A 24,860-nucleotide genomic window follows, 5' to 3' on the forward strand; every position below is an offset into this window, starting at 1 on the left:
GCCGGTAGTTCCGTTATAACTAAGGTTTTCCGAAGATGTCATGATTTCATGATAATTAGGGTGGTACCGCGAAATTATCCTCGCCCCTATACATTTGTATATGTGCGAGGTTTTTTATATGTAAAAATAAAAGTTATAGAGTTATAACTTAAAAATAGGAGGAAAATAATATGCAACAAATGGGATTAAACGAAATTAGAAGCAAATTTTTAAAATTCTTTGAATCTAAAGGTCACTACGTGAAAGATAGTGCATCTTTAGTACCACACAACGATAAGAGTTTATTACTTATAAACTCAGGTATGGCTCCACTTAAAAACTACTTCGCAGGAGTAGAAGTACCACCAAGCGTAAGAATGACTACTTGCCAAAAGTGTATAAGAACTGGAGATATAGAAAACGTAGGAAAGACTGCTAGACATGGTACTTTCTTTGAAATGTTAGGAAACTTCTCGTTCGGAGATTACTTCAAGGAAGAATCTATAGCTTGGGGATGGGAATTCGTAACTGAGCATTTAAATATGCCAGAAGATAAAATATGGGTAACAGTTTATGAAGAAGATGATGATGCTTATGAATTATGGGAAAAAGGAATGAACTTCCCTAAAGAAAGAATAGTTAGACTTGGAAAAGACGATAACTTCTGGGAAATAGGTATAGGACCTTGTGGACCATGTTCAGAAATGTACTTCGATAGAGGAGAAGCATTTGGATGTGATAATCCAGATTGTAAGCCAGGGTGTGACTGTGATAGATACTTAGAATTTTGGAATCATGTATTCACTCAATTCGATAGAGATGAAGATGGAAAATATGGACAATTAGAAAACAAAAACATAGATACAGGAATGGGTCTAGAGAGAATGGCTTGTATAATGCAAGACGTTGATAATATATTTGAAGTAGATACAATAAGACAAATAATAAGTGCTATAGAAAAGGCTGCTAACGTAGAATATGGAAAAAATGCTAAGAGAGATGTCTCTGTAAGAATAATAACTGACCATATAAGAGCTGTAAGCTTCTTAGTTGCAGATGGTGTACTTCCATCAAATGAAGGTAGAGGATACGTTCTTAGAAGATTACTTAGAAGAGCTGCTAGACATGGTAAATTATTAGGAATAAAAGAAAACTTCTTATACAAATTAGTTGATGAAGTAATAAGTGTAAGTGGAGAAGCGTACCCAGAACTAGTAGAAAAAGAAAGCTACATAAAGAAAGTAATAAGAATAGAAGAAGAAAAGTTCAATGAAACTATAGATCAAGGTAGTGAAATACTAGCTTCTTATATAGCTGAATTAAAATCTAACAACATAAATACTTTAAGTGGAGAAAATGCATTTAAATTATATGATACTTATGGTTTCCCAATAGATTTAACTAAGGAAATATTAGAAGAAGAAGGTCTTGATTTAGATGAAGAATCTTTTAATGAAGAAATGAATAAGCAAAGAGAAAGAGCTAGAAATGCTAGAGGAAATATGGAAGGTGAAAGCTGGAAGGAAGATCCACTATCAAAGCTAGATGCATCTGTTCAAAGTTCATTTGAGGGATATGAAGATTTAACTATATTAGGAAAAGTTAATGCTATAGTTAAAGACAATGAAATAGTAGAATCTGCTACTGAAGGAGATGTAGTTACAATAGTATTAGACAAGACTACTTTCTATCCAGAAGGTGGGGGTCAAGCAGGAGACTGTGGTATACTTACTAACGCATCTGAAGATGTAGTAATAGAAGTAACAGATACAAGAAAAGGCGCTAACAATACTATAAAGCATATAGGAAAAGTTAAATGTGGAACAGTTAATACTAATGAAGAATTAAAAGCTTTAGTAAACAAAGACGTAAGAATGGCTTCTGCAAGAAACCACAGTGCAACTCACTTACTTCACAAAGCTTTAAAAGAAGTATTAGGAGATCACGTTAACCAAGCAGGATCTTTAGTTACTCCAGAAAGATTAAGATTTGACGTAACACACTTTGAAGCTATATCAAAAGATGAGTTAAAAGTAATAGAAGAAAAAGTAAACAATGCAATATTAGATGCTTTAGATATAAACTGCGAAAATATGAGTATAAATGAAGCAAAAGAAAAAGGAGCTACAGCATTATTTGGCGAAAAGTATGGTAATGATGTAAGAGTTGTTGCTATGGGTGATTATTCTATAGAACTTTGTGGAGGAACTCACTTAAAAAATACTTCTCAAATAGGTATGTTTAAAATAGTATCTGAAGGTGGAGTAGCTGCAGGTGTAAGAAGAATAGAAGCTATAACAGGAAAATCAGTATACGAATACTTAAAAGAAAAAGAAGCTGTAATAAATGAAGTTTGCACTACATTAAAAGCTAAAGAAGATAACTTAACTCAAAGAGCTCAAAGTTTAGTTGATGAAAACAAAGCATTGGCTAAAGAGTTACATGATGTTAAGACTAAGATGAGCTTACAGTCTGTAGACTCAATATTAGATTCTAAGTTAGATATAAATGGAGTTAACTTAATAACAACTAAATTTGAAAATATGGATATGAATACTTTAAAAGACACTACAGATAGTTTAAGAGATAAGCTAGCATCAGGTGTAGTTGTAGTAGCTAATGTATGTGAAGATAAGGTAAACTTCATAGTAACTGCTACTAAGGATGTATTAGATAGAGGGATTCATTCAGGAAACATAGTTAGAGAAGTTGCACAAATTGCTGGTGGAAAAGGTGGAGGAAGACCTAACATGGCGCAAGCAGGAGCTACAGATGTAACTAAGGTTGATGAAGCATTAAACTATGCAGCTGAGGTTGTTAAGTCACAAGTAAAATAAATAACCATATTAAAGGGGGATTTAACAATGGAAAAAGATTTAGATTATACAATGAAATTTGAAGGTGTATCAGATACAGAAAAGATGAGCGTTGGAGAAGCTATAGATTTTGTATATGAATCTCTAACTGAGAAAGGATATAACCCTATAAATCAAATTATAGGGTATATACTTTCAGGTGATTCAAGTTATATAACTAGTTATAAGAATGCAAGATCTGTAATTAAAAAATTTGAAAGAGACGAGATACTTGAAGAAGTAATCACTCATTATTTAAACAGAAAGTAGGGCGATCTAATGAAGAAGAAAATTGGATCATTATTGGTAGCAATTATGATACTAGTAGTATCTATGACCCAATATAGCTTTGCAAATGAAGACAATAAGCAAGGTAAAGTTATATTTATAAATATGACTAGAACTAGCCTTGATAATATGTTGAAAATATCATCTCTAAAAGAGGAATTAGACAACAGAGGACACGTAGGTCTAATGAATATAAGAGGTGATAAAGGAACTGACGATAGAAGGTCTTTTGCTAGTATGGGTGCTGGAGGTAGAGCTAATGTTAGTACAGAGGATCTAATAAACTTCCAAGAAACTGATAAAAATGAGGCAGCAACTTTTAAAGCTGCAACAGGTCAAAAAGCGAAAGCAATAAATGATTTGACTATCAATAATTCTATACATGAAAACAAAGACAAAGGTCAATATGGATCTACATTAGGTTCTTTAGGACAAACACTATCAGATAATAACTTGAAAACAGCAGTACTTGGAAACTCAGATATAATTGAAAATGGTGAACTAGTAAAAAATAGAAATATTGGTCTAGTTGCTATGGACGAACATGGAAGAATAGATGCTGGAAATATTGATGATATTAATGTAGAGGATTTATCAATGCCTTATGGAATAAGAACTGACTATGATAAATTAACTAAAGAAACTAAAAAGTATTACAATGAAAGTAATGCTATATTTGTGGATTTAGGAGATACATATAGATTAGATATGTATAGATTAAATTTAAATGAAAAAACTCATGGACAAATGAGATCTAAGATAGCTAAGAATATTGATAAATACTTAGAAGAAGTATTCAATATGATTGGTGAAAATGATACAGTATATATAACAAGTGCTTTTCCTAGTGACTTAGATTATAAAAATAAAAAGAGGTTATCTCCAATAATTAAATTTAGTGGAGAAGGAAAAGGAGTCTTAGCATCTCCAACAACAAGAAGAGATGGAATAGTAGCAAACTTAGATGTTGGTGTAGATATACTAAGTGAGTTTGGTTTAGAGAATGAAAATATGGTAGGCAGAAAATACGACTTGGTAGATAAGAGTGATAATATAACATTTTTATCAGATGAGTATGAAAAAATAGTTACTATCTCTAGTATTAGATCAAACGTAGTAAATAGTTTTGTAGGAGTAGTATCTGCATCATGGATAATAGGAATGTTTGCAGTATTCTTTAGAAACTACATACCTAATAAGAAAAAGGTATTTACAGTCCTAAAAGAATTTATAAAATTAGGTCTTATATTACCACTATCATTCTTAATAGTAGCTATATTTAACTTTAAGACGCCTATGTCAATATCTTTAGGTATACTGGCAACTACAATAGCCTTCTATTTAATAGGAAGATTACTATTTAAAGATGATATAAAACATATGGGATTCTTTGCTGTAGTAACAATACTAGCTATATCTATTGACTGTGCATTTGGAACATACCTAATGAAAAATAGTATAATGAGTTATGATGCCATAATTGGTGCAAGATATTATGGTATGGGTAATGAATATCAAGGTATAGCAATAGGAAGTGCAATATTTGGATTAGCAGTACTACTACAATATAAAAAAATACCGAAGTGGTTAGCTGTAGTATCGTCTATATTTATTTTAATTACTAGTGCATCTCCAGCTATGGGAGCAAACGTAGGAGCTGCCATTTCTGAGAGTGTAGCTTACTTATTATTTATACTTATAATATTTAATGTTAAGCTAGATTTCAAAAAGGTAATATTAATTGGACTTGCAGCTGCAGGCGTAGTATTTGCATTTGCAGCATTTGATATGATTTCAGGTAGTGAGTCGCACTTAGCTGGTTTTGTTGAACAAATATTAGTAAATGGACCTGGAACTATAATCCAAACATTTAGCAGAAAGATTCAGATGAACTTAAAGCTAGCACAAACTAGTGTATGGGTAAACATACTACTTGCGGGTGTTGCTATAATAGGAGTTCTTATATTTAGACCATCTAGACATTTTAGAAAAATAGCTAGAGAATACAAATTTATATTTGATAGCTTTATAGCTACTATGGTAGGATGTGCTATAACTCTTTTAGTAAATGATTCAGGTATAGTTGCGGCATCAACTGCATCTATTTATATACTTATACCTTTAATAATAATAAGTATGAATATGATAATATTTGAAGATAAAGAATAATTTTTATTTATATATAAGCTAGTCAGGAGATTTCCTGACTAGTTTAATTTTAAGTGCATTAATGATTTTTATATTGGCAAAATAAATAGAGATAACACTCAAAAATAAGGAGAAATATATATGTTAGACGGAAGAATAATGGGACTTGATATAGGAGATAAAACTATAGGTGTGGCAGTAAGTGATATAATGGGAATTACTGCACAAGGAGTCACAACAGTAAGAAGAGTAGGTAAGAAGAAAGATATTGAAGAGTTAAAGGCAATAATAAAAGAAAGACAAGTAAATAAAATAGTATCAGGACTTCCTAAAAATATGAATGGTACAATAGGACCTCAAGGTGAAAAAGTTCAAAAGTTTTGTGAGTTATTACAAGAAGAAACTGGTATAGCTATAGAATTTTGGGATGAGAGGTTATCTACGGTTGCAGCTGAAAGAACATTGATAGAAGGAAATGTTCGTAGAGAAAATAGAAAGAAAGTAATAGACATGCTTGCTGCTGTAATAATTTTACAAGGTTACTTAGATCTTAAAAGAAATTTCTAAAAAGCATATAAAATTATAGTTTTATGAGATATAATATAGGTAATAAAAAAATAAAATTTGAGGTGAATGATATGCAAGAAAACATAATAAGTTTAATAGATGAAAATGGTGTAGAAAGCCAATTCGAAATAATACTAACTCTAGAAGCAGAAGAAAAGGAATATGCAATATTAATGCCAGTTCAAGATGAAGAAGCAGATGAAGCATTAATATTCAGAATCGATTCTGATGAAGAAGGCGAAATATTAGTTCCATTAGAAAATGATGACGAGTATGAAACAGTTGTAGCTGTATACAATACATTAATGGAAGAAGAAGGATTAAACTACGACGAAGACGAGCAATAATAACTAAATATTATTATATTAATAAAGTCTATTTAATGATACCAACATTAGATAGGCTTTTTTAATTGTTAGGAAATTATATCTTATTTGCTTTGTAAGTCGTTGACTATATGAACGAAATGAATTTTTAACTAGATTTATAATTATTTGTTATATATAAGTACATAAAGTTTAAACTACTAAATATCGGGTAATAATATAGTATATAACATGTTAATAAAATATGGATAAAAATAAAAATAAAAATAAAAATAATGATAATGGAAGATTTTATATAGTTGACAATAAGTCTATTATCAATTAAAATATTTAATAAAGATTATCAATTGAAAAAGGGTGAGATTATAATGAATACGATGGATATACTAAAAGAAAAATTAAAAGAGACTGGATTTAAAATTACACCTCAAAGAAGGGCGATTATAGATATATTATTAAAAAATGATCATGCTCATTTAAGTAGTGAAGAAATATATGACTTAGTTAGGGTTGACTGCCCAGAAATAGGTTTAGCTACAGTTTATAGAACGATGCAGTTATTAGATGAGATTGATGTAATATCTAAACTAAACTTAGACGACGGATGTATAAGATATGAAATTAGTTTAAATAAAGAAGATTGTCATAATCATCACCATCTTATATGTAAAAAGTGCGGAAAAATAATGGAAGCTAAAGAAGATTTACTAGATACTATAGAAAAAGAAATACAAGGTCTATATAAATTTAAAATTCTAGATCATGATGTAAAGTTCTACGGATTATGTGAAGATTGTGATCAATAATAAAAATATAAGTCCCCTGTGGGACTTATATTTTTATTATTGAATAAATTATACAAATAACTAGTACAATCACAAAAACTATTTCTAATAAATTACTAAAAAAGCTACCTACCCTTAAAAACCCTAAAGAGATTTTTTTGTCACTTATGGGATAAAATAGTGGAACACCTTGTTTTGTAAATATATCTCCTAAAAACATATGACTTGCATAGCTTATAGTTCCAAAAAAGGATAAATTGGATATATTAGTTAGTAGCTCTATTTGTTTTAATAAAAAGTATATTATTATTATTGAAAACATACTGTGCGAAAAACTTCTATGTTTCATCCAAGGGAAAGTAGCCAACATAAGGCAAAAAATTATAAAATATATTGGGATTTTTACGAAGTATAAACACGTGGCTAATAATATAAAAATTAAAGATAGAAATACTTTTCTTAGCAAATTATGTGTTAATTTAGATTCTATAACAAAGATAGCTATAAAAGTTATTATAGAACTAAAGTAAAAATTATTATTTATTTTTATTGATATAAAGAAGATTGCTATATTAGTTGTGTATATTATTATTTTATATATGAACTTAGAAATATTTTTTTTGAAAAAAAAATCTGAAACTATTGAGTTAGGTTCATCTAAGTCGGGTAATAATGAAAAAATAGCAGAAATCATAAGACTAAATAAGGAAATAGGAACCTTGAAGATTATAGATGCTTGTATTGAAGCTAATATACCTATTGTACAATGAGTTTTTCCTCTCATATATCCTCCTAATATATACCAAAAAATGGATTAATATATTCAGAGAATATCAAATTAATATAGGTTTGTCAAAACAATACATTAAATGTATTTTAAATATAGCTTAAAATATAATAAGAATTATGGTACAATGATAATAACTGGTAAAGAGTGCGCGATTTGATATTATTTAAAATTATAGAACGTGGTTTGGTTTTTTAAAACTGAATAGACAGAAGGAGATGATGCAATTGTTCAAGAATAACACCAATAAAATAAAAGTCATGGCTTTAGGCGGACTTAATGAAATTGGGAAAAATATGACGGTTATTGAATACAAAGATGAGATAATTGTAATTGATGCGGGGTTAAGTTTTCCTGAAGAAGATATGTTAGGGGTAGATATAGTTATACCGGATATAACTTATTTAATGAAAAATAAGGATAAGATAAAAGGTATATTTATCACACATGGTCACGAGGATCATATAGGAGCTCTTCCTTATATATTAAAGAAGATAAATGTACCTGTATACGGGGCTAAACTTAGTATAGGACTTATACAAGTTAAATTAAAAGAACATAAGCTTAACAATGTTAAGTTAAATGTTGTAACTCCTAGACAAGTTATAAAACTTAATAACTTTGAAGTAGAATTTATAAAGAATAATCATAGTATACCAGATGCTTGTTCTATAGCTGTTCATACAGATCAAGGTATAATATATCACACAGGAGATTTTAAGATTGATTTAACACCTATTGATGGTGATGTTATGGACATTCATAGAATATGTGAATTAAGCAATGAGGGAGTACTTTTAATGTTAGCTGATAGTACTAACGTTGGAAGAAGTGGATATACTATGTCAGAAAAAACTGTGGGTGCAGGACTAGATGATTTATTTAGAAAAGCAAACAACAGTAGGATAATAGTAGCTACTTTCTCATCTAATATACACAGACTTCAACAAATTATAAATATGGCTGAGAAGTTTAATAGAAAAGTAGCTATATCAGGTAGATCTATGATCAATGTAGTTGGTGTATCAAGAGATTTAGGATATTTAAATATAGAAGATAAAACATTAATTGATTTAAATGATATATCTAAATATGAAGATAGCGAATTAGTTATTATAACTACAGGTACACAAGGTGAACCTATGTCAGCTTTAGCAAGAATGGCAAGCGCTGAACATAAAAAAGTAGAGATTAAAGCTGGAGATTTAGTAATAATATCAGCTCATCCAATACCAGGGAATGAGAAATTAATATCAAGAGTAATAAATTTATTATTTGAAAAGGGTGCAGAAGTAGTATACAACGATATCGCGGATATACATGTTTCTGGTCATGCTTCTCAAGAAGAATTAAAGCTTATTCATAGGCTAGCAAAACCTAAGTTCTTTATGCCAGCTCATGGTGAGTACAGAATGTTAAAGAGACATGCTGAACTAGCAGAAGAGTTAGGAATGCCAAGTCAAAATATATTTGTAATGCAAACTGGAGATGTATTAGAATTAGATGCAAATTCAGCAAAGGTTGCTTCTCGTATACCAACTGGAAACGTATTAGTTGATGGATTAGGTGTAGGAGATGTTGGAAATATTGTTTTAAGAGACAGAAAACATTTATCAGAAGATGGATTAATGATAGTAGTAGTAACTATATCAAAAGAAGATGGAACAGTTTTAGCAGGTCCAGATATTATATCAAGAGGATTTGTATATGTAAGAGAATCTGAGGACTTAATGGATGGAGCTAAGGGAATAATTAAGCAAGTTTTAAAAGACTGTGAAGAAAAGAACATAAAAGAATGGGCATACTTAAAGAATAATATAAAAGAAAATCTTAAAGAATACCTATACCAAAGAACTAAGAGAAATCCAATGATACTTCCTATAATAATGGAGGTATAATATATAAAGATTGAATATAATTTATTATATTCAATCTTTTTTTATTATAATGGATTATAGCTTATCAAGTAATATGTAAGTTTAATTCTAATTACTTTGTTTAAGAATGTGCTTATCACGTAATAAGTTTCTTTTTCATGCACAGCTTAAAGATATTTTTAGGAGGTATTTATGGGGGTATATGATACAGCTACTAAGTTAGCTAGTGAAATAAAAAATAGCAAGGAATATAAAGATTTTAGAAGGTCTATGAAAGAAGTAAAGAGAGATAAAAACTGTGAAGAGTTATTAAAAGCGTATAGATCATCTCAAGTTGAGCTACAAGCCCATATGATTCAAAGAAAAGAGATAGATAAGAAGACAAAGAAAAGAATAGAAGATACACAGAAAAAGGTAAGTAATAACAAAAAATTAATTAATTACCTAAATAATGAACAGAAATTTACACAACTTATGAATAATATAAATAATATTATAGGTAAAACAGTAGAAAAGGATTATGAATAATAAAATAATTTAGGAGACATAAGATGATAATACTAATGATGAAGATACACTTAAGGGCAAACTGGGTTCATTCATTAAAAGAAAAGAGAATGGTTGTAAAGAGTTTAGTAAAAAGATTACAAAATGCGTTTAATATATCAGTAATGGAAGTGGAAAATCAAGATCTTCATCAGAGGATAACAATTGGAATCTGTGGTGTGAATCTTGATAAAGGCCAATGTGACTCTTCAATAGAAAAGATAATTTACTTTATTGAAAATAATACTGATGCAGAAATAATAGAAATAGAAGAAGATGTAACTAAGTTCTAATTATAATGTAAAAAATACCAATAATAAATCTACCATATTAGTAAAAAATAACTATATGAAAAATAATATACAGGAGGACTAATATGGCTGATAGAATGGTAGATAAAAACGCAAGAATAGCTTTAAAACAAATGAGAATGGAAATAGCAGGTGATTATGGTATGAATTATGAGGATGCATTTGAGATAATTGAAAACGCAAGTACTAATGGAGTATTAGCCAATCATTTTAAAAAACTTGAGACTAAAAAGAAATTAGGTGAAAGTATATCTACCCTATCGAATAAAAAGATGTAAGTGTGGGAAAATATATACAAATAAAACTTAAGAGGTGACAACGATGAAAAAATTGGCTAGCATACTGGTGGCTATAGCATTTATAGCTACGCCTATGAGTACGGCTTTTGCAACTGGAGAAAATGCACCATTAAATTTATCTTCAAAATCTGCAATTTTAATGGATATAGGGAGTGGTAAAATTCTTTTTGAAAAAAATTCTCATGAGAAATTACCACCTGCAAGTGTAACAAAAGTAATGACAATGCTACTTATTTGTGAAGCAGTAGATTCAGGAAAATTAAAACTTGATGACACAGTTCAAGTAAGTGAGACTGCATCTAGTATGGGAGGAAGTCAAATATTTTTAGAGCCAGGTGAAACTCAAAAAGTGGATGATTTACTAAAAGGTATTGCAGTAGCATCAGCTAATGATGCTTGTGTAGCAATGGCAGAACATATAGGTGGAAGTGTTGAAGGTTTTGTTGATATGATGAATTCAAAAGCAAAAGATTTAGACATGAAGGATACTCACTTTGCAAATACTAATGGTCTTCCTATAGATAATCACTATACCTCAGCACATGATATAGCGATAATGTCAAAGGAATTATTAAAACATGATATGATAAGTAAATACTTAACAACATGGATGGACCAGATAGTAGTTGGAAAAAAACAAGCAACAATAGGTCTTGCAAATACTAACAAAATGATAAAGCATTATCAGGGAGCAACAGGAGTTAAGACAGGGTTTACACAAGAAGCGAAGTATTGTCTGTCAGCAGCAGCAAAAAGAGGAGAGACACATTTAGTAGCAGCAACTCTTGGAGCACCAACTTCTCCTGAGAGATTTAAAGATGCTTCTAATCTTTTAAATTATGGATTTGCAAATTATGAAAGTGTAAAATTATGTGCAAAAGATGATAAAATTGCAACTCTTACTTTAGATAAAGCAGAAGATAATAAGGTTACTTTGGTTGCTAAAGAAGATTTAAGTGTTCTTATTAAAAAAGGTGACGCAAAAGATTTTACTAGAAAGATAAAAGTAACTGAAAATCCTACTATACCTGTTAAAAAGGGAACTACACTTGGAACAATTGAAATATATCAAAAGGACAATCTTGTAGGTAAGGCTGATTTAGTTAACACTAAAGATATAAATAAAGCTAGTTACTTACAAATGCTTCAAAGACTTATAGATAATATGATATAAATAAAAAGAGAAGTATATAGCCAGAACAAGGCTTATACTTCTCTTTTTATTTTGTAAAATAATTTACTAATACTATTATACCATTTATAAATATTTTGATTATATATTTATAAATGGTATAATAGTATTAAAAAAGTAATTTAGGAGAGAAAATATATGTTTAATTTAAGTTTAAGTGAGATATTAGTAAGCTTAGTCGCTATAGCAATAGCTATATCTGTACATGAGTTTGGTCATGCATATGCAGCCCATTTATTAGGTGATGATACTGCTAAGTATGATGGAAGGATGACGTTAAATCCAGCTAGACATGTAGACCCAGTAGGGCTTATAACAATGCTTTTCTTTAGAATAGGTTGGGCAAAACCAGTACCAGTTAACCCGAACAACTTCAAAAATTATAAAATTGGAAATTTATTAGTCTCATTGGCTGGTGTAATATGTAATGTGATTACGGCTATAATATGTGTGATAATAAATAGAAAAGTAAATTTCTATGCTATAAACATGATAGCACAGATGACTTTAGTATATAACTTAGGATTTGCAGCATTTAACTTACTTCCAATACCACCTTTAGATGGATGGGGAGTAATATCTACATTTATACCATATAAGTATTATGAAGCTGTATACAAGTATGAGAGTTATAGTACTATATTATTACTGTTATTAATATTTACTAACACATATTCTTATATAGTAGGACCGATACACAGTTTTTTAGTAAAGATAGTATTTATGTTTGCGGGAATTTAGAATCAAACAAAATTAAGAGGTATTTGAATGAAGTATAATATACAATTACAAGTTTATGAAGGACCGCTAGATTTATTATATGATTTAATATCTAAACAAAAAATAGATATAAAAGATATCTCCATTTCTGAGATAACAAAGCAATACCTTAAGTATTTGGATTTGTTAGAAAAAATGGATTTAGAAATAACTAGTGAATTTATTACAATGGCATCTAAACTTCTTGAGATAAAATCTAGATATTTATTATATAAGCAAAAAGATGATGAAGAAGAGGAAGATCCAAGATTAGAGCTTATGGAGAAGTTAGAGGAATACAAAAAGTTTAAGATAGCTTCTCAAGATATAAAAGAAAATGTTAGTTATATAAATGAAAGATTCTATAGAAATAAAGAAGAAATAGTAGTTGATGAAAAAATAGATTTAGACGATATATCTATAGAAGCAATAAAAAACATATTGCCTTATATATTTAAGGTAAGAATAAGTGAAGAGAAAACAACAAATAATGATGAAAAATTAAATAAAATAGTTAGGGGAAGAATAATATCTGTTGAAGAAAAAATGACAGAGCTAAGGACTATTTTAGAGGAAAATCAAGAATTTATGTTCACTAAGATTATTAATAATTGTGATAAAGATGAAGTAATAGCTACATTCTTGTCTATATTAGAGCTTATTAAAGCTAAGGAAATAGTAGTTATTCAAGATATATTCTTTGATGACATTATAATAAAGAAAGGCTCGGAGATGTAACATGAAACGTGAAGATATAAAACATATTATTGAGGCAATTTTATTTGCTTATGGTGAGCCTATAAGCATAAAAGAGCTTAACTATATAGTAAATGAAGATCTATCATCTAAAGAAATAGAATATATGATAAATATTCTTATCGAAGAATACAAAGAGCAAAATAGAGGAGTACAGATAATAAAGCTTGAGAATAAATATCAGATGTGTACAAATAAGGATTATGCAGGATATATAAAGAAAGTTCTTGAGCCAAAGAAAAAGAAGACACTTAGTCAAGCAACTCTAGAAACTCTTACTATAATTGCATATAAGCAACCTATTACTAAAATAGAAATAGAAAATATAAGAGGTGTAAAGTGCGATAAAGTACTTCAGACTCTATTAGAAAATGATCTTATAAGAGAAGCTGGAAGGCTTAATAAAATAGGGAAGCCTATAATATATAAGACTACAAATGAGTTTTTAAAGCTAATAAATATAGAAAAATTAGAAGATTTACCACCACTTGAGACTTATGAAAACAGTGAATTATAAATAATACAATGGCTATATTGAGATATTAAATTATCTTAATGTAGCTATTTTTTATTGTAAGGAATTAATAATATATAGGTAGAATAATATTTTCTGTCTTAAATGATATAAAATATTTGTTGAAAATAAATATCAAGTGTGATAAGTTATTATTAGATAATATGAAATATATGGAGGACAGATTATGAATAAAATTAAAAAATTTATATATGTAACAATTGGAATGATAGCATTTATTATAGGGGCAGTAGGAGTGATATTACCAGTATTACCAACAACACCATTTTTATTATTGGCTTCAGTTTGTTTTGTAAAAGGATCAGATAGATTTGATAGATGGTTTAAATCTACTAAGATATATAAAAAGCACCTAGAAAGTTTTGTGAAAACTAGGTCTATGACTTTAAAACAAAAAGTTACACTGATTTTATTTGCAGATGTTATGATGGCATTTCCATTTGTAATAATAGACAATCTACATATGAGATTAACTCTAATAGCGGTAATGTTATTTAAATTATACTACTTCACATTTAGAATAAAGACAATAAAAGAAGATACAGTAAATAGCTAAAAGTTTGTTAACATATAGAAAGCCCCAGGAATAATATAAATTGCTCCTGGGGCTTTAAATTAAGCTATTTCAATGTTTTCTTTATCAGGTTCGTTAATTCTTTTAATCCATTTCTTACTTAACAGTCTTCCTGTACACCATATTGATTTTATAATCTCATCAAGTTTTAAAGCTATAAAGACTATACCAGGAGAAAGTCCAAGTACAATACCCGCAATATATCCAAGTGGAATGGATACAACCCATAAGAATAAAACATCAGCAATCATAAGGAATTTCGTATCTCCACCTGCACGAAGTACACCTTTTGTAAGAATAGAAGATACTGATGAGAATATTACTATTATGCAAGTTGAGTCCATAAGCGAATATGCTATTTGCTTAGTAGCATCAGAGACATTATAGAAATCTACAATAACATTTTTAAGAGACAAAATAATAATAGATGATACTATACCCAGTAAAACTGACAGTGTCAAGAAGGATACACCTCTTTCCTGAGCAGCATCTAAGTTTCCTTCACCAACAGTATTTCCAATTATCACAGAACTTGAATTTGAAACACCTTGTAAAAATACCATGGTAAATTGAGTAACAATATTTGATATACTATTTGCAGCTACCATGTCAGATCCCATCCTACCCATGACAACTGATAACATATTTAATCCCAAAACTAAGATAATATCACTTATTAAAACAGGAAAACCAATTTTGATGTACTTATTAAGTATGTACTTATCAGTAGAGAATATATATTTTAGATTGAATTTAATCTTTTTATCAAACTTAAGTAAATAAATTATTACTACAGTAAATTCAATAATCCTTGCAGTTAAGGTAGCAATAGCAGCCCCCTCAATTCCTAAAGCTGGAGCACCGAATTTACCAAATATAAGTACGTAATTTAAGAATATGTTTATTAAAAATGATAGCCCAGAAGCTAACAGTCCTATTTGAACTGTTCCTACAGTTCTAAGCACTATAGTTGCAGTAGTAACTATTCCTTGCATAATAAATGATAGCGATATAACTCTTAAATACTTAGCACCTTGTTCAATAACACCAGCCTCACTAGTGTAGATTGACATTATTTTTTCTGGGAAAAATTGTGCCAATAATAAAAATAAAACTGCAAATGCTATACTAATTTTAAATAATATAGACATAGTCTTTTTTATAGAGTTAACATCTTTTTGTCCCCAAAATTGACCTGTTAATACTCCAGATCCACCACCTAAACCAAAGTTTATTACTAAGAATATAAAACAAAACTGATTGGCTAAAGATGCAGCTGATAAGGTTACCTCTCCTAAAGAGCCTAACATCATAGTATCTGTCATACTAACACTGAATGTAATTAAACTTTGAAGTGAAATAGGAATGCCTATAGAAAGAATTCTTTTATAAAATTCTTTATCTTTTACTAATAATTGCATAAAAACCTCCTTGTTAATATAAAACACTAATCTTAATATATAGGCTGAAGATATTATAGTCAATAAATATATATCGGATGAAATTAAATAAATGTGTTTATCTAAAATCAAAAAGGGTATATAAAAAATAAATAAGATATTGATAATTAATATCAACTGTTATATAATATCTATTGCGAAGGATAGGAGGAAAATTATGTTACATAGATTTAGCAGCATGTTGTTTTTAATTGCATTTATTACTTATTTTGGTAAATATTTTAAGTTTGTAAATAATAAACTTTGTTTAAAAGTACATATACTAACAGGAACATTAGCTTGTTTAGGGATGGTCATATATGCCATAACAGATTATCTAAAAGATAAAGAAATAACAATATTACCAGTAGCAATTGTGAGTATATTGATAATTTTAACTGGTAAAAAAGAATTTAGAAAAAAATATAAATGGATGCATTTAGCTTCAGTATTATTATTTGCAGGAGCATTGTCATTTCATATAATATACTAATAATTTAGGAGGAGAAGTAATGATAAATAAAAGACTAATATCTCTTTGTGAAGAATCAAAGAAATATATAGGTTTGACAGTACTAATGAACTGGATATCTATAATTTGTAATATAGGAATAATATTATTTGTAGGAGATATAATTAATAAGCTGTATAATAAAGATTTAAGCTTTAACATAGGTGGCTATGTGATTTTTTTAGCTTCATTAATGATAATAAGATTTATTTGCAACTATATGGCTGGGAAGTTTTCTCATAAGTCATCTGCAAAGGTTAGGTATTTATTAAGAGAAAGTATTTACAATAAGCTACTTAGATTAGGTGTAAACTACAATGATACAATATCAACATCATCAACTGTACAAATCGCAGTAGATGGAGTAGAGGCTTTAGAAATATACTTTGGTAGGTTCTTACCACAATTATTTTATAGTTTAATTGGACCATTAACTTTATTTGTAGTTATTGCTCAATTTAGTTTTAAGGCAGCGATAGTATTACTAGTATGTGTACCATTAATACCAATATCAATAGCATCAGTTATGAAGTTTGCAAAAAAACTTTTAAGCAAATATTGGGGAATATATACAAACTTAGGTGATTCATTCTTAGAAAATCTTCAAGGTCTTACAACATTAAAAATATTTGATTTAGATGAAGAAAAGAATGAAGAAATGAATAAAGAAGCTGAAACATTTAGAAATATTACTATGAAGGTACTTTCAATGCAGTTAAACTCTATAACTATAATGGATTTAATCGCATTTGGAGGGGCAGCAGCAGGTATACTTATTGCTCTAAATGAATTATCAAAAGGAAATATAACTGTAGGTGCTACAGTAATAATAATTTTATTATCTTCAGAGTTCTTTATACCTCTTAGATTACTAGGATCATTCTTCCACGTAGCTATGAACGGTATGGCAGCATCAGATAAAATGTTTGAGTTATTAGATGCAGAGGAAGAACAAGAACCAGTACTATCAAGAGAAGATAAAGAAAAATTAAAAGATATTTCTATTTCAATAAAAGATGTAGATTTTAGTTATGATAAAGAGAGAAGAGTACTTAATAATATAAGTGTAGAAGTTAAGAATAAATCTATGGTTGCATTAGTTGGGGAGAGTGGATGTGGTAAGAGTACTATTACAAACCTACTTCTTAAATTAAGAAAAGTTGATAGTGGAGTAATATCTTTAAATGATGTGGATATAAACTCTATACCATTTGAAGAATTAAGAAAGAAGATAGGTTTTATAAGTCACAGTTCGTATATATTTAACTCAACGATAGAAGAAAATTTAAAAATGGGCAATGAATATGCAAGCGAAGATGAAATGTATAATGCACTGAGAACTGCAAACTTATATGATTTTGTAGTTGGATTAGAAGATAAATTAAAGACAAAGGTAGGAGAAGGTGGTTCTCTATTATCAGGTGGACAAAAGCAAAGACTAGCCTTAGCTAGAATGATACTTACTAATCCAGAGGTATACATATTTGATGAAGCAACTTCAAATGTTGATGTGGAAAGTGAAGATAGTATATTAAAAACTATACATGATATAGCTAAGAAAAAGACTGTAATAGTAATATCTCATAGACTTGCAAATATAAAAAATGCGGATAAGATATATGTGCTAGATAGAGGTAATATAGTAGAAAGCGGTACTCATAAGGAACTTATGAGCAATAAATCTACATACTGTAATTTATACACTAACCAAAAAAATCTAGAAAATATATATGAAGAAGATAATAGTAACTATAAAAAGGAGGTGGCTGTAAGTGAATAATACTAAAAGACAATCAGGATTTAAGATAATGTCAAGGCTTATAAAAATACTAAAGCCATTAACTCCTATTATGATGATAACAATAAGTTTTGGAGTATTAGGATTTTTAGCAGCTATAGCTATAACAACTCTTGGATCAATAGCTATAGGAGATATAATTGGATTAAATATGAAGTTTAGTTTCGCCGAGGCAACTAAAATAATCATAGTGTGTGCCATATTAAGAGGTATATTAAGATATATTGAGCAATACTCAGGTCACTATATTGCCTTTAAAATACTTGCAATACTAAGAGATAAGGTGTATAAGGCATTAAGAAAGCTTGCACCATCAAAGTTAGAAACTAAAGAAAAAGGAAATTTAATATCAGTAATAACAAGTGATATAGAACTTTTAGAAGTATTTTATGCTCATACAATAGCCCCGATAGCTATAGCAATACTTACATCATCTGTAATAGCTTATGTGTTATACACTATAAATCCTTACTTTGGATTAATAGCCGTAGTATTTTACTTAATAGTTGGAGCTTTAATACCTATATTATCTTCTAAATTAGGTAGTGATGCAGGATTTGAGTATAGAAATGAGTTCGGTAATACTAACAGTTTCTTATTAGATTCTTTAAGGGGAATAAAGGAAGTATTATTATTTGGTGAAGGTGAAAAAAGACTAGATAGTATAAATAAAAATAGTGATAAATTAAATGAAAAGCTTGAAGTTATAAAAGAGCATGAAGGTTTAATAAGAGCTTGTACAGATATTACTATAATGATAGCAATTCTTGTGACTTTATTTGCGGGTGTTGAATTATTTAAGTCAAATACTATAGACTTAGGGCAAGTAATAGTAGCTATAGTATTACTTGCAAGTTCATTTGGTCCTACAGTTGCGTTAAGTAACTTATCAAATAATCTAATGCATACATTTGCATGTGCTCAAAGGCTATTCAATATATTAGATGAAGTACCTGCAGTTAAAGAAGTTGAAGGTAATGAAGACCTTAATATGGACTTTATAGATGTAAGAGATATGGAATTTAAATACAATGGTAGAGAAGAAGTATTATTAAAGGACATAAATCTTAATATTGAAAAAGGTGATAAGGTTGCAATTATTGGAGAAAGTGGATGTGGTAAGAGTACTTTATTAAAATTAATAATGAGATTCTGGGATGTTAATAAAGGAAGTGTTGAAATATCTAATAGAAATATCAAAGATATACCTACAAAAGCGCTTAGAAAATCACAGTCTTTAGTAAGTCAAGAAACGTTCTTATTTAATGACACTATAGAAAATAACCTTAAGATAGGTAAAATGGATGCTACAGAAGAAGAAATCATAGAAGCTTGTAAAAAAGCATCTGTACATGATTTTATACAAACTTTACCAAATGGGTACAAGACAAATGTTGGAGAAATAGGTTCAAACTTATCCTCTGGTGAAAAGCAAAGATTAGGTATAGCTAGAGCATTTTTACATAATGCTGATCTTATGATATTAGATGAGCCTACTAGTAACTTAGATACTCTAAATGAAGCAGAAATACTAAAGAGTATAAAGCGTGAGTCTGATGACAAGACGATAATAATGGTATCTCATAGAAAATCAAGTACATCTATATGTGATAAAAAAGTATATGTTAAGAATAATACACTTGAGTTTAACTAAAAGAGGATATTATGAGTAGAATAGAAAAAGAAAAAAATACAATAAACTTAATGATAGACATATACTGTAGAAAAAAACATGGAAGTAAAAAAGGCGAATTATGTGAGGATTGCGCTGAACTTTTAGCATATGCTAACAAGAGATTAGATTTTTGTAAATTTGGCGAAGAAAAAAAGTTTTGTAGCAAATGCCCAATACACTGTTATAAAAAGGATATGAAGCTAAAAATTAAAGAAGTTATGAAGTTTTCAGGACCAAGGTTACTTCTATATAGTCCAATGGAAGTTATTAAGCATGTATTTGAAAAGTAGAGTTGAGTAGAAAATTTTATAATGATATAAATGTATAATAAAAAGCACTAAGCCATTATAGGTTTAGTGCTTTTTTTATTGTATTTTGTTTTAAAAAAGTTAATAAGTTTTTAAGAAAAAGTATATATAATTATCTTTTAGAAAATAATAGTAATATGAGATATAATGAAGTATTTAATTTTAGCAATTTAATAATATTAATTGTTTTATTTTTTATTTTATTAATAATGTTTATATATTCATCATTTCATATAATTATTAACTCTAATATAAAAGGAACAGATGTATGTATAACGTTAAACATAAAATACTTATTTAATATTATCAATATTCATAGACAGATTTATCCACCTACCAATAAGAAGCGAAGAAAAAATAAAAGGGAAGGTTATGAAAGTAAACATAAAAGTACTTTATTGGCTGGTGATATTATAAGTCTTTATAGATTAATAATAAAAGTAAAAATAGTAGAGATTTACTCAAACATAGAATTTGGAAGTACATATATTAACCTAACTTCATTTACATATTTACTTATAAATATTATTTATGGTAATGTAGCTAGTTGCTTTAATCCAGATAAAATATATCTTGGAGTAAAACCCAATTTTGTAGAAAATTATTTTTTAGCAAAAACTAAAATACATATCAAACCTTCGGTAAAAGATATTATAAAGGTAATTATAGCTCTTCGCAAAGTTAAAAAAATAAATCAATCAAATATTAAGGATGGTGATATCAATGAGAGCGACAGGGTCAATTCAGAGTCTTATGGAGACAACTCTTGAGACTATTAAAGGTTCTATTGATGCAAATACAATAGTTGGAGATCCTATTAAAACAGATAATACTGTAGTAGTACCAATATCAAAGGTAACTATAGGATTTGGTATAGGTGGAGGAGAATACTCCAAAGGCTATGATAAAAAAGAAGTTCATAAAGAGAATGAAAAAGGTGATACAAACTTTGCTGGAGGTAGTGCTGGGGCAATTTCAGTTCAGCCAGTTGCTTTTGTAGTAGTAGAAGATGGACAAACTAGACTAATGAGCTTAGATGATAATATTAATTTGGTAGACAACATACTTACAATTACTCCAAAGGTAATAGAAAAAATACAAAATTTCTCAAATCATAATAAGAAAAATGATAACAGATAGATATTAAAATAAAGCATAATAATTAGTTAAATTATGCTTTATTTTAATATAAAAACTATCTAATGTATTTTAATTTCATATTAAAACAATTTAAATAGATAATAATAATTAGGTATAGTATAATTAAAAAGAACGTAAATACAATGCCTATAAGCATTTTGAGGTGGATAATATGAATAATAAGAGAGAGTTAATCGTACCATTAATGGAGGGTATGAATAATTTTTATAAATTGATGAGGGTTTTAAGTAAAGAAAGATATAAAAGTGAGAAAGTGTTAACGGAGAAGCAATTCTTTGCATTAGTAGAAATGAAAAAATACGAGAAAATAGAGCTTAAAAATTTAAGCAAAGATTTAACTGTATCAAATTCAAGTTTATGTATATTATTGAATAAATTAGTAGATCAAGGGTATGTTTATAGAGAAGAAGATAGTAATGATAGAAGAAATACTTTCTATGCTCTAACAGAAGAAGGAAAACTTGTTACAAATGAAGAAATAGAAAGATTTATAGAGATTATTGAAGCTAAAGTAGAAGTGCTAGAAGAATCAAAGCAAAATAGACTACTTACAGCTTTAGATGATGTAAATAGTCTAATGAAAGAGCTTATATAATAAAATCTAAAATAAATATAGGGGGTAGGACATGAATATTAAAATTGGAAAAAGTTATTTAGAGGTTTTAGAGAATACAGTAGTAGTGGCAGCTTTTAAAGAGGAAATAATAAAAAGCAAGCTTGAAGAAATAAACATAATAAGCAAAGAATTTGATGCTAAATATAATAACATTGAAGTTGTAAAAGCTTTTATTGATGGAAAAATAGTTACTATATGTTTAGTTGGTCTTGGAGAAAAAGAAAAACTAAATGAAGAAAAGCTAAGAGTATTAGGTGGAAGTTTAGTTAAGAAGTTAAAGAATATAATAAAAAGTAGTACATGTACATCTGATTCTGTAGATGTATTAAATGTAAGTTTAAGTGCAGATTACATAGGTGTTTTAGTAGAAGGAATGTTACTTGGTAATTATGAGTTTAACAAGTATAAGACTAAAACTTCAGAAGAAAATACAATAGAAACTTTAACAATATATACAGATGAAGAAGTAGAGAATGAAATTGAAAAAGCAGAAATATTAGCTACATCTACAATAATAGCAAGAGATTTAGTAAATGAGCCTTCAAATGTAATATACCCAGAAACATTAGCTAATGAAGCTGTAAAGTTAGGTAATGAGTATGGATTTGAAGTTGAAGTATATGAACAAGACAAAATAGAAGAATTAGGAATGGAAGCATTTTTGGCTGTAGGCAGAGGTTCAAGTAATAAGCCTAGATTTATAGTAATGAGATATATTCAAGATGCTGACAATGAAGATATATTAGGATTAGTTGGAAAAGGTATAACTTACGATACAGGTGGATACTCTATAAAGCCTACTGGATCTATGGTTGATATGAAAACTGATATGGGTGGTGCTGCAAGTGTAATTGGAGCAATGTGTGCTATAGCTAAAAGTAAACTAAACAAAAATGTAATAGCAGTAGTAGCAGCTTGTGAAAACTCTATATCTGGAAATGCATATAAACCAGGAGATATAATAAGCTCTATGGCTAAAAAGACTATTGAAGTACTAAATACTGATGCAGAAGGTAGACTTACTTTAGCAGATGCAGTTTATTATATTGTAAATAATGAAAATGTAAGTAAAGTTGTTGACGTGGCAACTCTTACAGGGGCAGCAGTGGTAGCTCTTGGAAGCGTAGCTACAGCAGTTGTAACTAATAACGATGAATTCTATGAAGATGTAAAAGAAGCTGCTGATTTATCTGGAGAAAAAATCTGGAGAATGCCAGTGTTTGATGAATATAAGAAGTTAATAAAAGGATCTGAAGCAGACCTTAAAAATAGTGCTGGTAGAGAAGGTGGATGTATAACTGCTGGATTGTTCGTTGGAGAGTTTGTTGGAAATACTCCATGGGTTCACATGGATATAGCTGGAACTAGTGCATCAAATAAGGCACAGGGATATAAGTCTAAAGGTGGCACAGGAGAAGGTGTAAGAACTTTATACTACTTAGCTACTAAATAATACAATAGATTTGATTATGTAGTTTACCGACATAGTTATATTAAAATATGTCGGTAAACTGTTTTATAAAAACATCATAATTAAAATAGAGCATCTTTATAAAACTAATTTATAAGGATGCTCTATTTTAATATGCAATAAAAGTTAACAGGTAAAATCACGTCTATCGTTTCTTCTTAAAGCTAAAATTAAACTTATCATAATCATCTTTATTAAAAATTAAAGATGGTATATACATTATAGTAGTTATGCCAACGAATATAAATATACTTGCTATATTGTTGCTTGAAAAACTATAAGTATAATTTGCTGTAGTCAATGAGTCTAGCAGGAATATAAATGAAAAATAAAGAGTACACATAAGTAGATTGTCTTTTATAGCATATTTATTAACTTTAAACTTTCTAACCTCACACATATAAACCACAGCATAGATAAGGAAAAACTTAGAAGCTATATAAAATATGTGCTCTGTGCTAGGAAATACATATGGAAGTTCCTCAAAGAAAATCAATTCACCAATAGCAGAAACTAAGCCCCAAGAGAAAAATACATTAAATAGCTGATACTGCTTAAAAAATAATATAGCTATACACATATAAGCACTAAAGCGACTTATGCTAATAGGTAAAGATGTTAAGGTATTGTAGTCGCCTAGATACATAATAGAAGCTTGTTCAAAAAAAATCTCCAAAAAAATTAGTAAGCAGAGAATTTTTTCAATCATATAGCTATAAGGTAGCAGGTTTTTTGTAAGTCTAGGACAGAAATATAAAAACAAGGCTAAGATTAAAAGTACTATTAAATGTGCTTTAGAAAAAAGAAAAGTATGAACCATATCATCCGCTCCCACCATATTAATATAATTAGTGTTTATACAATTATATTCTAATTGCATAGATTTGATATAAAATATTTTAGATATAATACATTATATTTTCAAAAGCGTAAAATAGAATATTAAAAACTAATCCAAATGTAACAAAATAGAAGAAAAAATAATAAATTATAAGTATAAGATTTAGATAGTTTAAAATATCATTTTAAGGAAGTGACTGATTTGAAAAGGACTAATATTCAATCATGTGCTGATGCAGGGACTAAGTACTGTCCATGTCATCTTGCATATTCAGGGGACTGTATTAAATGTAGCTTGATACAAGGATGTGAAAATTGTAACTGTGTATGGCAAGGTGTATGTGTTTATAATGAGGTACAGCATAATACAAATGAACAAGTTACAGAAAGAGAAGAGTATTTATGTAATATAGTGGATGTAGACGAGATTGGGGAGAGCATATTTCTTGTAAGGATA

At 28.8% G+C, this 24,860-nt stretch carries 26 protein-coding genes, 1 pseudogene and 1 other annotated feature (1 of these 28 only partly in view); of the genes and pseudogenes, 24 read left to right on the forward strand and 3 right to left on the reverse strand.

Annotated features, from left to right (window positions below; genetic code table 11):
* Positions 1–91 (forward strand) — a binding site (T-box leader) (it extends 126 nt beyond the left edge of the window).
* 79 nt (positions 92–170) lie between these two features.
* The 6 genes from alaS (at position 171) to CHL78_RS04525 (ending at position 6,969) form a co-directional block, all read left to right on the forward strand.
* Positions 171–2,816 carry an alanine--tRNA ligase gene (gene alaS / locus CHL78_RS04500; protein ID WP_094366617.1) on the forward strand — a complete coding sequence of 882 codons (2,646 nt, stop codon included), beginning with the start codon at positions 171–173 and terminating at the stop codon, positions 2,814–2,816.
* A gap of 27 nt (positions 2,817–2,843) precedes the next feature.
* A complete protein-coding gene (locus tag CHL78_RS04505) occupies positions 2,844–3,104 on the forward strand; it encodes an IreB family regulatory phosphoprotein (RefSeq protein ID WP_094366618.1) in 261 nt (86 codons plus the stop codon).
* Between the two features lie 9 nt (positions 3,105–3,113).
* Entirely contained in the window at positions 3,114–5,291 is a 2,178-nt protein-coding gene (locus CHL78_RS04510) for an MFS transporter (protein WP_094366619.1), read from the forward strand.
* A 120-nt stretch (positions 5,292–5,411) separates the two neighbouring features.
* Positions 5,412–5,837, forward strand: coding sequence for a Holliday junction resolvase RuvX (ruvX, locus tag CHL78_RS04515; RefSeq protein ID WP_094366620.1), 426 nt, complete (start codon positions 5,412–5,414; stop codon positions 5,835–5,837).
* A 71-nt stretch (positions 5,838–5,908) separates the two neighbouring features.
* A complete protein-coding gene (locus CHL78_RS04520) occupies positions 5,909–6,184 on the forward strand; it encodes a DUF1292 domain-containing protein (protein ID WP_094366621.1) in 276 nt (91 codons plus the stop codon).
* A gap of 344 nt (positions 6,185–6,528) precedes the next feature.
* The gene (locus CHL78_RS04525) at positions 6,529–6,969 is read left to right on the forward strand and encodes a Fur family transcriptional regulator (RefSeq protein WP_094366832.1); all 441 of its coding nucleotides are present in this window, start codon (positions 6,529–6,531) and stop codon (positions 6,967–6,969) included.
* 25 nt (positions 6,970–6,994) lie between these two features.
* On the opposite strand, the gene CHL78_RS21470 is transcribed toward CHL78_RS04525, so the two are convergent.
* Positions 6,995–7,732 carry a metal-dependent hydrolase gene (locus CHL78_RS21470; protein WP_094366622.1) on the reverse strand — a complete coding sequence of 246 codons (738 nt, stop codon included), beginning with the start codon at positions 7,730–7,732 and terminating at the stop codon, positions 6,995–6,997.
* Between the two features lie 224 nt (positions 7,733–7,956).
* Between CHL78_RS21470 and CHL78_RS04535 the strand changes: the two genes are divergently transcribed.
* From CHL78_RS04535 to CHL78_RS04575, 9 genes are all read left to right on the forward strand, one after another.
* Positions 7,957–9,633 (forward strand): ribonuclease J, encoded by a 1,677-nt coding sequence (locus tag CHL78_RS04535; protein WP_094366623.1) that lies wholly within the window; start codon positions 7,957–7,959, stop codon positions 9,631–9,633.
* Positions 9,634–9,804: 171 nt separating this feature from the next.
* Complete coding sequence (locus tag CHL78_RS04540; protein WP_094366624.1) at positions 9,805–10,140, forward strand: YlbF family regulator; 336 nt, start codon at positions 9,805–9,807, stop codon at positions 10,138–10,140.
* A gap of 23 nt (positions 10,141–10,163) precedes the next feature.
* Positions 10,164–10,451, forward strand: coding sequence for a DUF503 domain-containing protein (locus CHL78_RS04545; protein WP_094366625.1), 288 nt, complete (start codon positions 10,164–10,166; stop codon positions 10,449–10,451).
* 83 nt (positions 10,452–10,534) lie between these two features.
* Positions 10,535–10,747: a CD1290 family small acid-soluble spore protein gene (locus CHL78_RS04550; protein WP_243446369.1), complete on the forward strand. Its 213-nt coding sequence runs from the start codon at positions 10,535–10,537 to the stop codon at positions 10,745–10,747.
* A gap of 43 nt (positions 10,748–10,790) precedes the next feature.
* The gene (locus CHL78_RS04555; protein ID WP_094366626.1) at positions 10,791–11,942 is read left to right on the forward strand and encodes a D-alanyl-D-alanine carboxypeptidase family protein; all 1,152 of its coding nucleotides are present in this window, start codon (positions 10,791–10,793) and stop codon (positions 11,940–11,942) included.
* 156 nt (positions 11,943–12,098) lie between these two features.
* A complete protein-coding gene (locus CHL78_RS04560; RefSeq protein WP_094366627.1) occupies positions 12,099–12,701 on the forward strand; it encodes a site-2 protease family protein in 603 nt (200 codons plus the stop codon).
* Positions 12,702–12,728: 27 nt separating this feature from the next.
* On the forward strand, positions 12,729–13,457 hold the full coding sequence (locus tag CHL78_RS04565; RefSeq protein WP_094366628.1) for a segregation and condensation protein A: 729 nt from the start codon (positions 12,729–12,731) through the stop codon (positions 13,455–13,457).
* 1 nt (position 13,458) lies between these two features.
* Positions 13,459–13,992: an SMC-Scp complex subunit ScpB gene (gene scpB, locus CHL78_RS04570; protein ID WP_094366629.1), complete on the forward strand. Its 534-nt coding sequence runs from the start codon at positions 13,459–13,461 to the stop codon at positions 13,990–13,992.
* A gap of 184 nt (positions 13,993–14,176) precedes the next feature.
* Positions 14,177–14,566, forward strand: coding sequence for a YbaN family protein (locus CHL78_RS04575; protein ID WP_094366630.1), 390 nt, complete (start codon positions 14,177–14,179; stop codon positions 14,564–14,566).
* A gap of 59 nt (positions 14,567–14,625) precedes the next feature.
* On the opposite strand, the gene CHL78_RS04580 is transcribed toward CHL78_RS04575, so the two are convergent.
* Positions 14,626–16,005: an MATE family efflux transporter gene (locus CHL78_RS04580; protein ID WP_094366631.1), complete on the reverse strand. Its 1,380-nt coding sequence runs from the start codon at positions 16,003–16,005 to the stop codon at positions 14,626–14,628.
* A gap of 196 nt (positions 16,006–16,201) precedes the next feature.
* On the opposite strand from CHL78_RS04580, the gene CHL78_RS04585 reads away from it, so the two are divergent.
* The 8 genes from CHL78_RS04585 to CHL78_RS04620 all read left to right on the forward strand — a co-directional run bounded on the left by CHL78_RS04585 (position 16,202) and on the right by CHL78_RS04620 (position 23,545).
* The gene (locus CHL78_RS04585) at positions 16,202–16,516 is read left to right on the forward strand and encodes a hypothetical protein (RefSeq protein WP_094366632.1); all 315 of its coding nucleotides are present in this window, start codon (positions 16,202–16,204) and stop codon (positions 16,514–16,516) included.
* Positions 16,517–16,535: 19 nt separating this feature from the next.
* The gene (locus tag CHL78_RS04590; protein WP_094366633.1) at positions 16,536–18,314 is read left to right on the forward strand and encodes an ABC transporter ATP-binding protein/permease; all 1,779 of its coding nucleotides are present in this window, start codon (positions 16,536–16,538) and stop codon (positions 18,312–18,314) included.
* Positions 18,307–19,986, forward strand: a complete 1,680-nt coding sequence (gene cydC, locus CHL78_RS04595; RefSeq protein WP_330408581.1) for a thiol reductant ABC exporter subunit CydC — start codon at positions 18,307–18,309, stop codon at positions 19,984–19,986. Before CHL78_RS04590 ends, cydC begins: the two co-directional genes overlap by 8 nt.
* Positions 19,987–19,997: 11 nt before the next feature.
* Positions 19,998–20,297 carry a nitrous oxide-stimulated promoter family protein gene (locus tag CHL78_RS04600; RefSeq protein ID WP_094366634.1) on the forward strand — a complete coding sequence of 100 codons (300 nt, stop codon included), beginning with the start codon at positions 19,998–20,000 and terminating at the stop codon, positions 20,295–20,297.
* Between the two features lie 155 nt (positions 20,298–20,452).
* Positions 20,453–21,085 carry a hypothetical protein gene (locus CHL78_RS04605; protein WP_094366635.1) on the forward strand — a complete coding sequence of 211 codons (633 nt, stop codon included), beginning with the start codon at positions 20,453–20,455 and terminating at the stop codon, positions 21,083–21,085.
* Entirely contained in the window at positions 21,039–21,455 is a 417-nt protein-coding gene (gene ytfJ / locus CHL78_RS04610) for a GerW family sporulation protein (RefSeq protein WP_199533989.1), read from the forward strand. The genes CHL78_RS04605 and ytfJ overlap by 47 nt, the downstream gene beginning before the upstream one ends.
* Positions 21,456–21,627: 172 nt before the next feature.
* On the forward strand, positions 21,628–22,071 hold the full coding sequence (locus CHL78_RS04615; RefSeq protein ID WP_094366637.1) for a MarR family winged helix-turn-helix transcriptional regulator: 444 nt from the start codon (positions 21,628–21,630) through the stop codon (positions 22,069–22,071).
* Between the two features lie 31 nt (positions 22,072–22,102).
* A complete protein-coding gene (locus CHL78_RS04620; RefSeq protein ID WP_094366638.1) occupies positions 22,103–23,545 on the forward strand; it encodes a leucyl aminopeptidase in 1,443 nt (480 codons plus the stop codon).
* A 163-nt stretch (positions 23,546–23,708) separates the two neighbouring features.
* Here the strand turns inward: CHL78_RS04620 and CHL78_RS04625 are convergent, their stop codons facing one another.
* A complete protein-coding gene (locus CHL78_RS04625) occupies positions 23,709–24,443 on the reverse strand; it encodes a TMEM164 family acyltransferase (RefSeq protein ID WP_456300081.1) in 735 nt (244 codons plus the stop codon).
* A 162-nt stretch (positions 24,444–24,605) separates the two neighbouring features.
* On the opposite strand from CHL78_RS04625, the pseudogene CHL78_RS04630 reads away from it, so the two are divergent.
* A pseudogene (locus tag CHL78_RS04630) lies at positions 24,606–24,860 on the forward strand (hypothetical protein); the annotation flags it as partial.

It is taken from the genome of Romboutsia weinsteinii (assembly GCF_002250835.2).
GTDB classification, from domain to species: Bacteria; Bacillota; Clostridia; order Peptostreptococcales; family Peptostreptococcaceae; genus Romboutsia_A; species Romboutsia_A weinsteinii.

What these genes read in the sequence shown, in the direction of transcription:
- alaS (WP_094366617.1), top strand. Translation starts at nt 171, where the DNA reads ATGCAACAAATGGGATTAAACGAAATTAGAAGCAAATTTTTAAAATTC.
- CHL78_RS04505 (WP_094366618.1), top strand. Translation starts at nt 2,844, where the DNA reads ATGGAAAAAGATTTAGATTATACAATGAAATTTGAAGGTGTATCAGAT.
- CHL78_RS04510 (WP_094366619.1), top strand. Translation starts at nt 3,114, where the DNA reads ATGAAGAAGAAAATTGGATCATTATTGGTAGCAATTATGATACTAGTA.
- ruvX (WP_094366620.1), top strand. Translation starts at nt 5,412, where the DNA reads ATGTTAGACGGAAGAATAATGGGACTTGATATAGGAGATAAAACTATA.
- CHL78_RS04520 (WP_094366621.1), top strand. Translation starts at nt 5,909, where the DNA reads ATGCAAGAAAACATAATAAGTTTAATAGATGAAAATGGTGTAGAAAGC.
- CHL78_RS21470 (WP_094366622.1), bottom strand. Translation starts at nt 7,732, where the DNA reads ATGAGAGGAAAAACTCATTGTACAATAGGTATATTAGCTTCAATACAA.
- CHL78_RS04535 (WP_094366623.1), top strand. Translation starts at nt 7,957, where the DNA reads ATGCAATTGTTCAAGAATAACACCAATAAAATAAAAGTCATGGCTTTA.
- CHL78_RS04540 (WP_094366624.1), top strand. Translation starts at nt 9,805, where the DNA reads ATGGGGGTATATGATACAGCTACTAAGTTAGCTAGTGAAATAAAAAAT.
- CHL78_RS04545 (WP_094366625.1), top strand. Translation starts at nt 10,164, where the DNA reads ATGATAATACTAATGATGAAGATACACTTAAGGGCAAACTGGGTTCAT.
- CHL78_RS04550 (WP_243446369.1), top strand. Translation starts at nt 10,535, where the DNA reads ATGGCTGATAGAATGGTAGATAAAAACGCAAGAATAGCTTTAAAACAA.
- CHL78_RS04555 (WP_094366626.1), top strand. Translation starts at nt 10,791, where the DNA reads ATGAAAAAATTGGCTAGCATACTGGTGGCTATAGCATTTATAGCTACG.
- CHL78_RS04560 (WP_094366627.1), top strand. Translation starts at nt 12,099, where the DNA reads ATGTTTAATTTAAGTTTAAGTGAGATATTAGTAAGCTTAGTCGCTATA.
- CHL78_RS04565 (WP_094366628.1), top strand. Translation starts at nt 12,729, where the DNA reads ATGAAGTATAATATACAATTACAAGTTTATGAAGGACCGCTAGATTTA.
- scpB (WP_094366629.1), top strand. Translation starts at nt 13,459, where the DNA reads ATGAAACGTGAAGATATAAAACATATTATTGAGGCAATTTTATTTGCT.
- CHL78_RS04575 (WP_094366630.1), top strand. Translation starts at nt 14,177, where the DNA reads ATGAATAAAATTAAAAAATTTATATATGTAACAATTGGAATGATAGCA.
- CHL78_RS04580 (WP_094366631.1), bottom strand. Translation starts at nt 16,005, where the DNA reads ATGCAATTATTAGTAAAAGATAAAGAATTTTATAAAAGAATTCTTTCT.
- CHL78_RS04585 (WP_094366632.1), top strand. Translation starts at nt 16,202, where the DNA reads ATGTTACATAGATTTAGCAGCATGTTGTTTTTAATTGCATTTATTACT.
- CHL78_RS04590 (WP_094366633.1), top strand. Translation starts at nt 16,536, where the DNA reads ATGATAAATAAAAGACTAATATCTCTTTGTGAAGAATCAAAGAAATAT.
- CHL78_RS04600 (WP_094366634.1), top strand. Translation starts at nt 19,998, where the DNA reads ATGAGTAGAATAGAAAAAGAAAAAAATACAATAAACTTAATGATAGAC.
- CHL78_RS04605 (WP_094366635.1), top strand. Translation starts at nt 20,453, where the DNA reads ATGAGATATAATGAAGTATTTAATTTTAGCAATTTAATAATATTAATT.
- ytfJ (WP_199533989.1), top strand. Translation starts at nt 21,039, where the DNA reads ATGAGAGCGACAGGGTCAATTCAGAGTCTTATGGAGACAACTCTTGAG.
- CHL78_RS04615 (WP_094366637.1), top strand. Translation starts at nt 21,628, where the DNA reads ATGAATAATAAGAGAGAGTTAATCGTACCATTAATGGAGGGTATGAAT.
- CHL78_RS04620 (WP_094366638.1), top strand. Translation starts at nt 22,103, where the DNA reads ATGAATATTAAAATTGGAAAAAGTTATTTAGAGGTTTTAGAGAATACA.
- CHL78_RS04625 (WP_456300081.1), bottom strand. Translation starts at nt 24,443, where the DNA reads ATGCAATTAGAATATAATTGTATAAACACTAATTATATTAATATGGTG.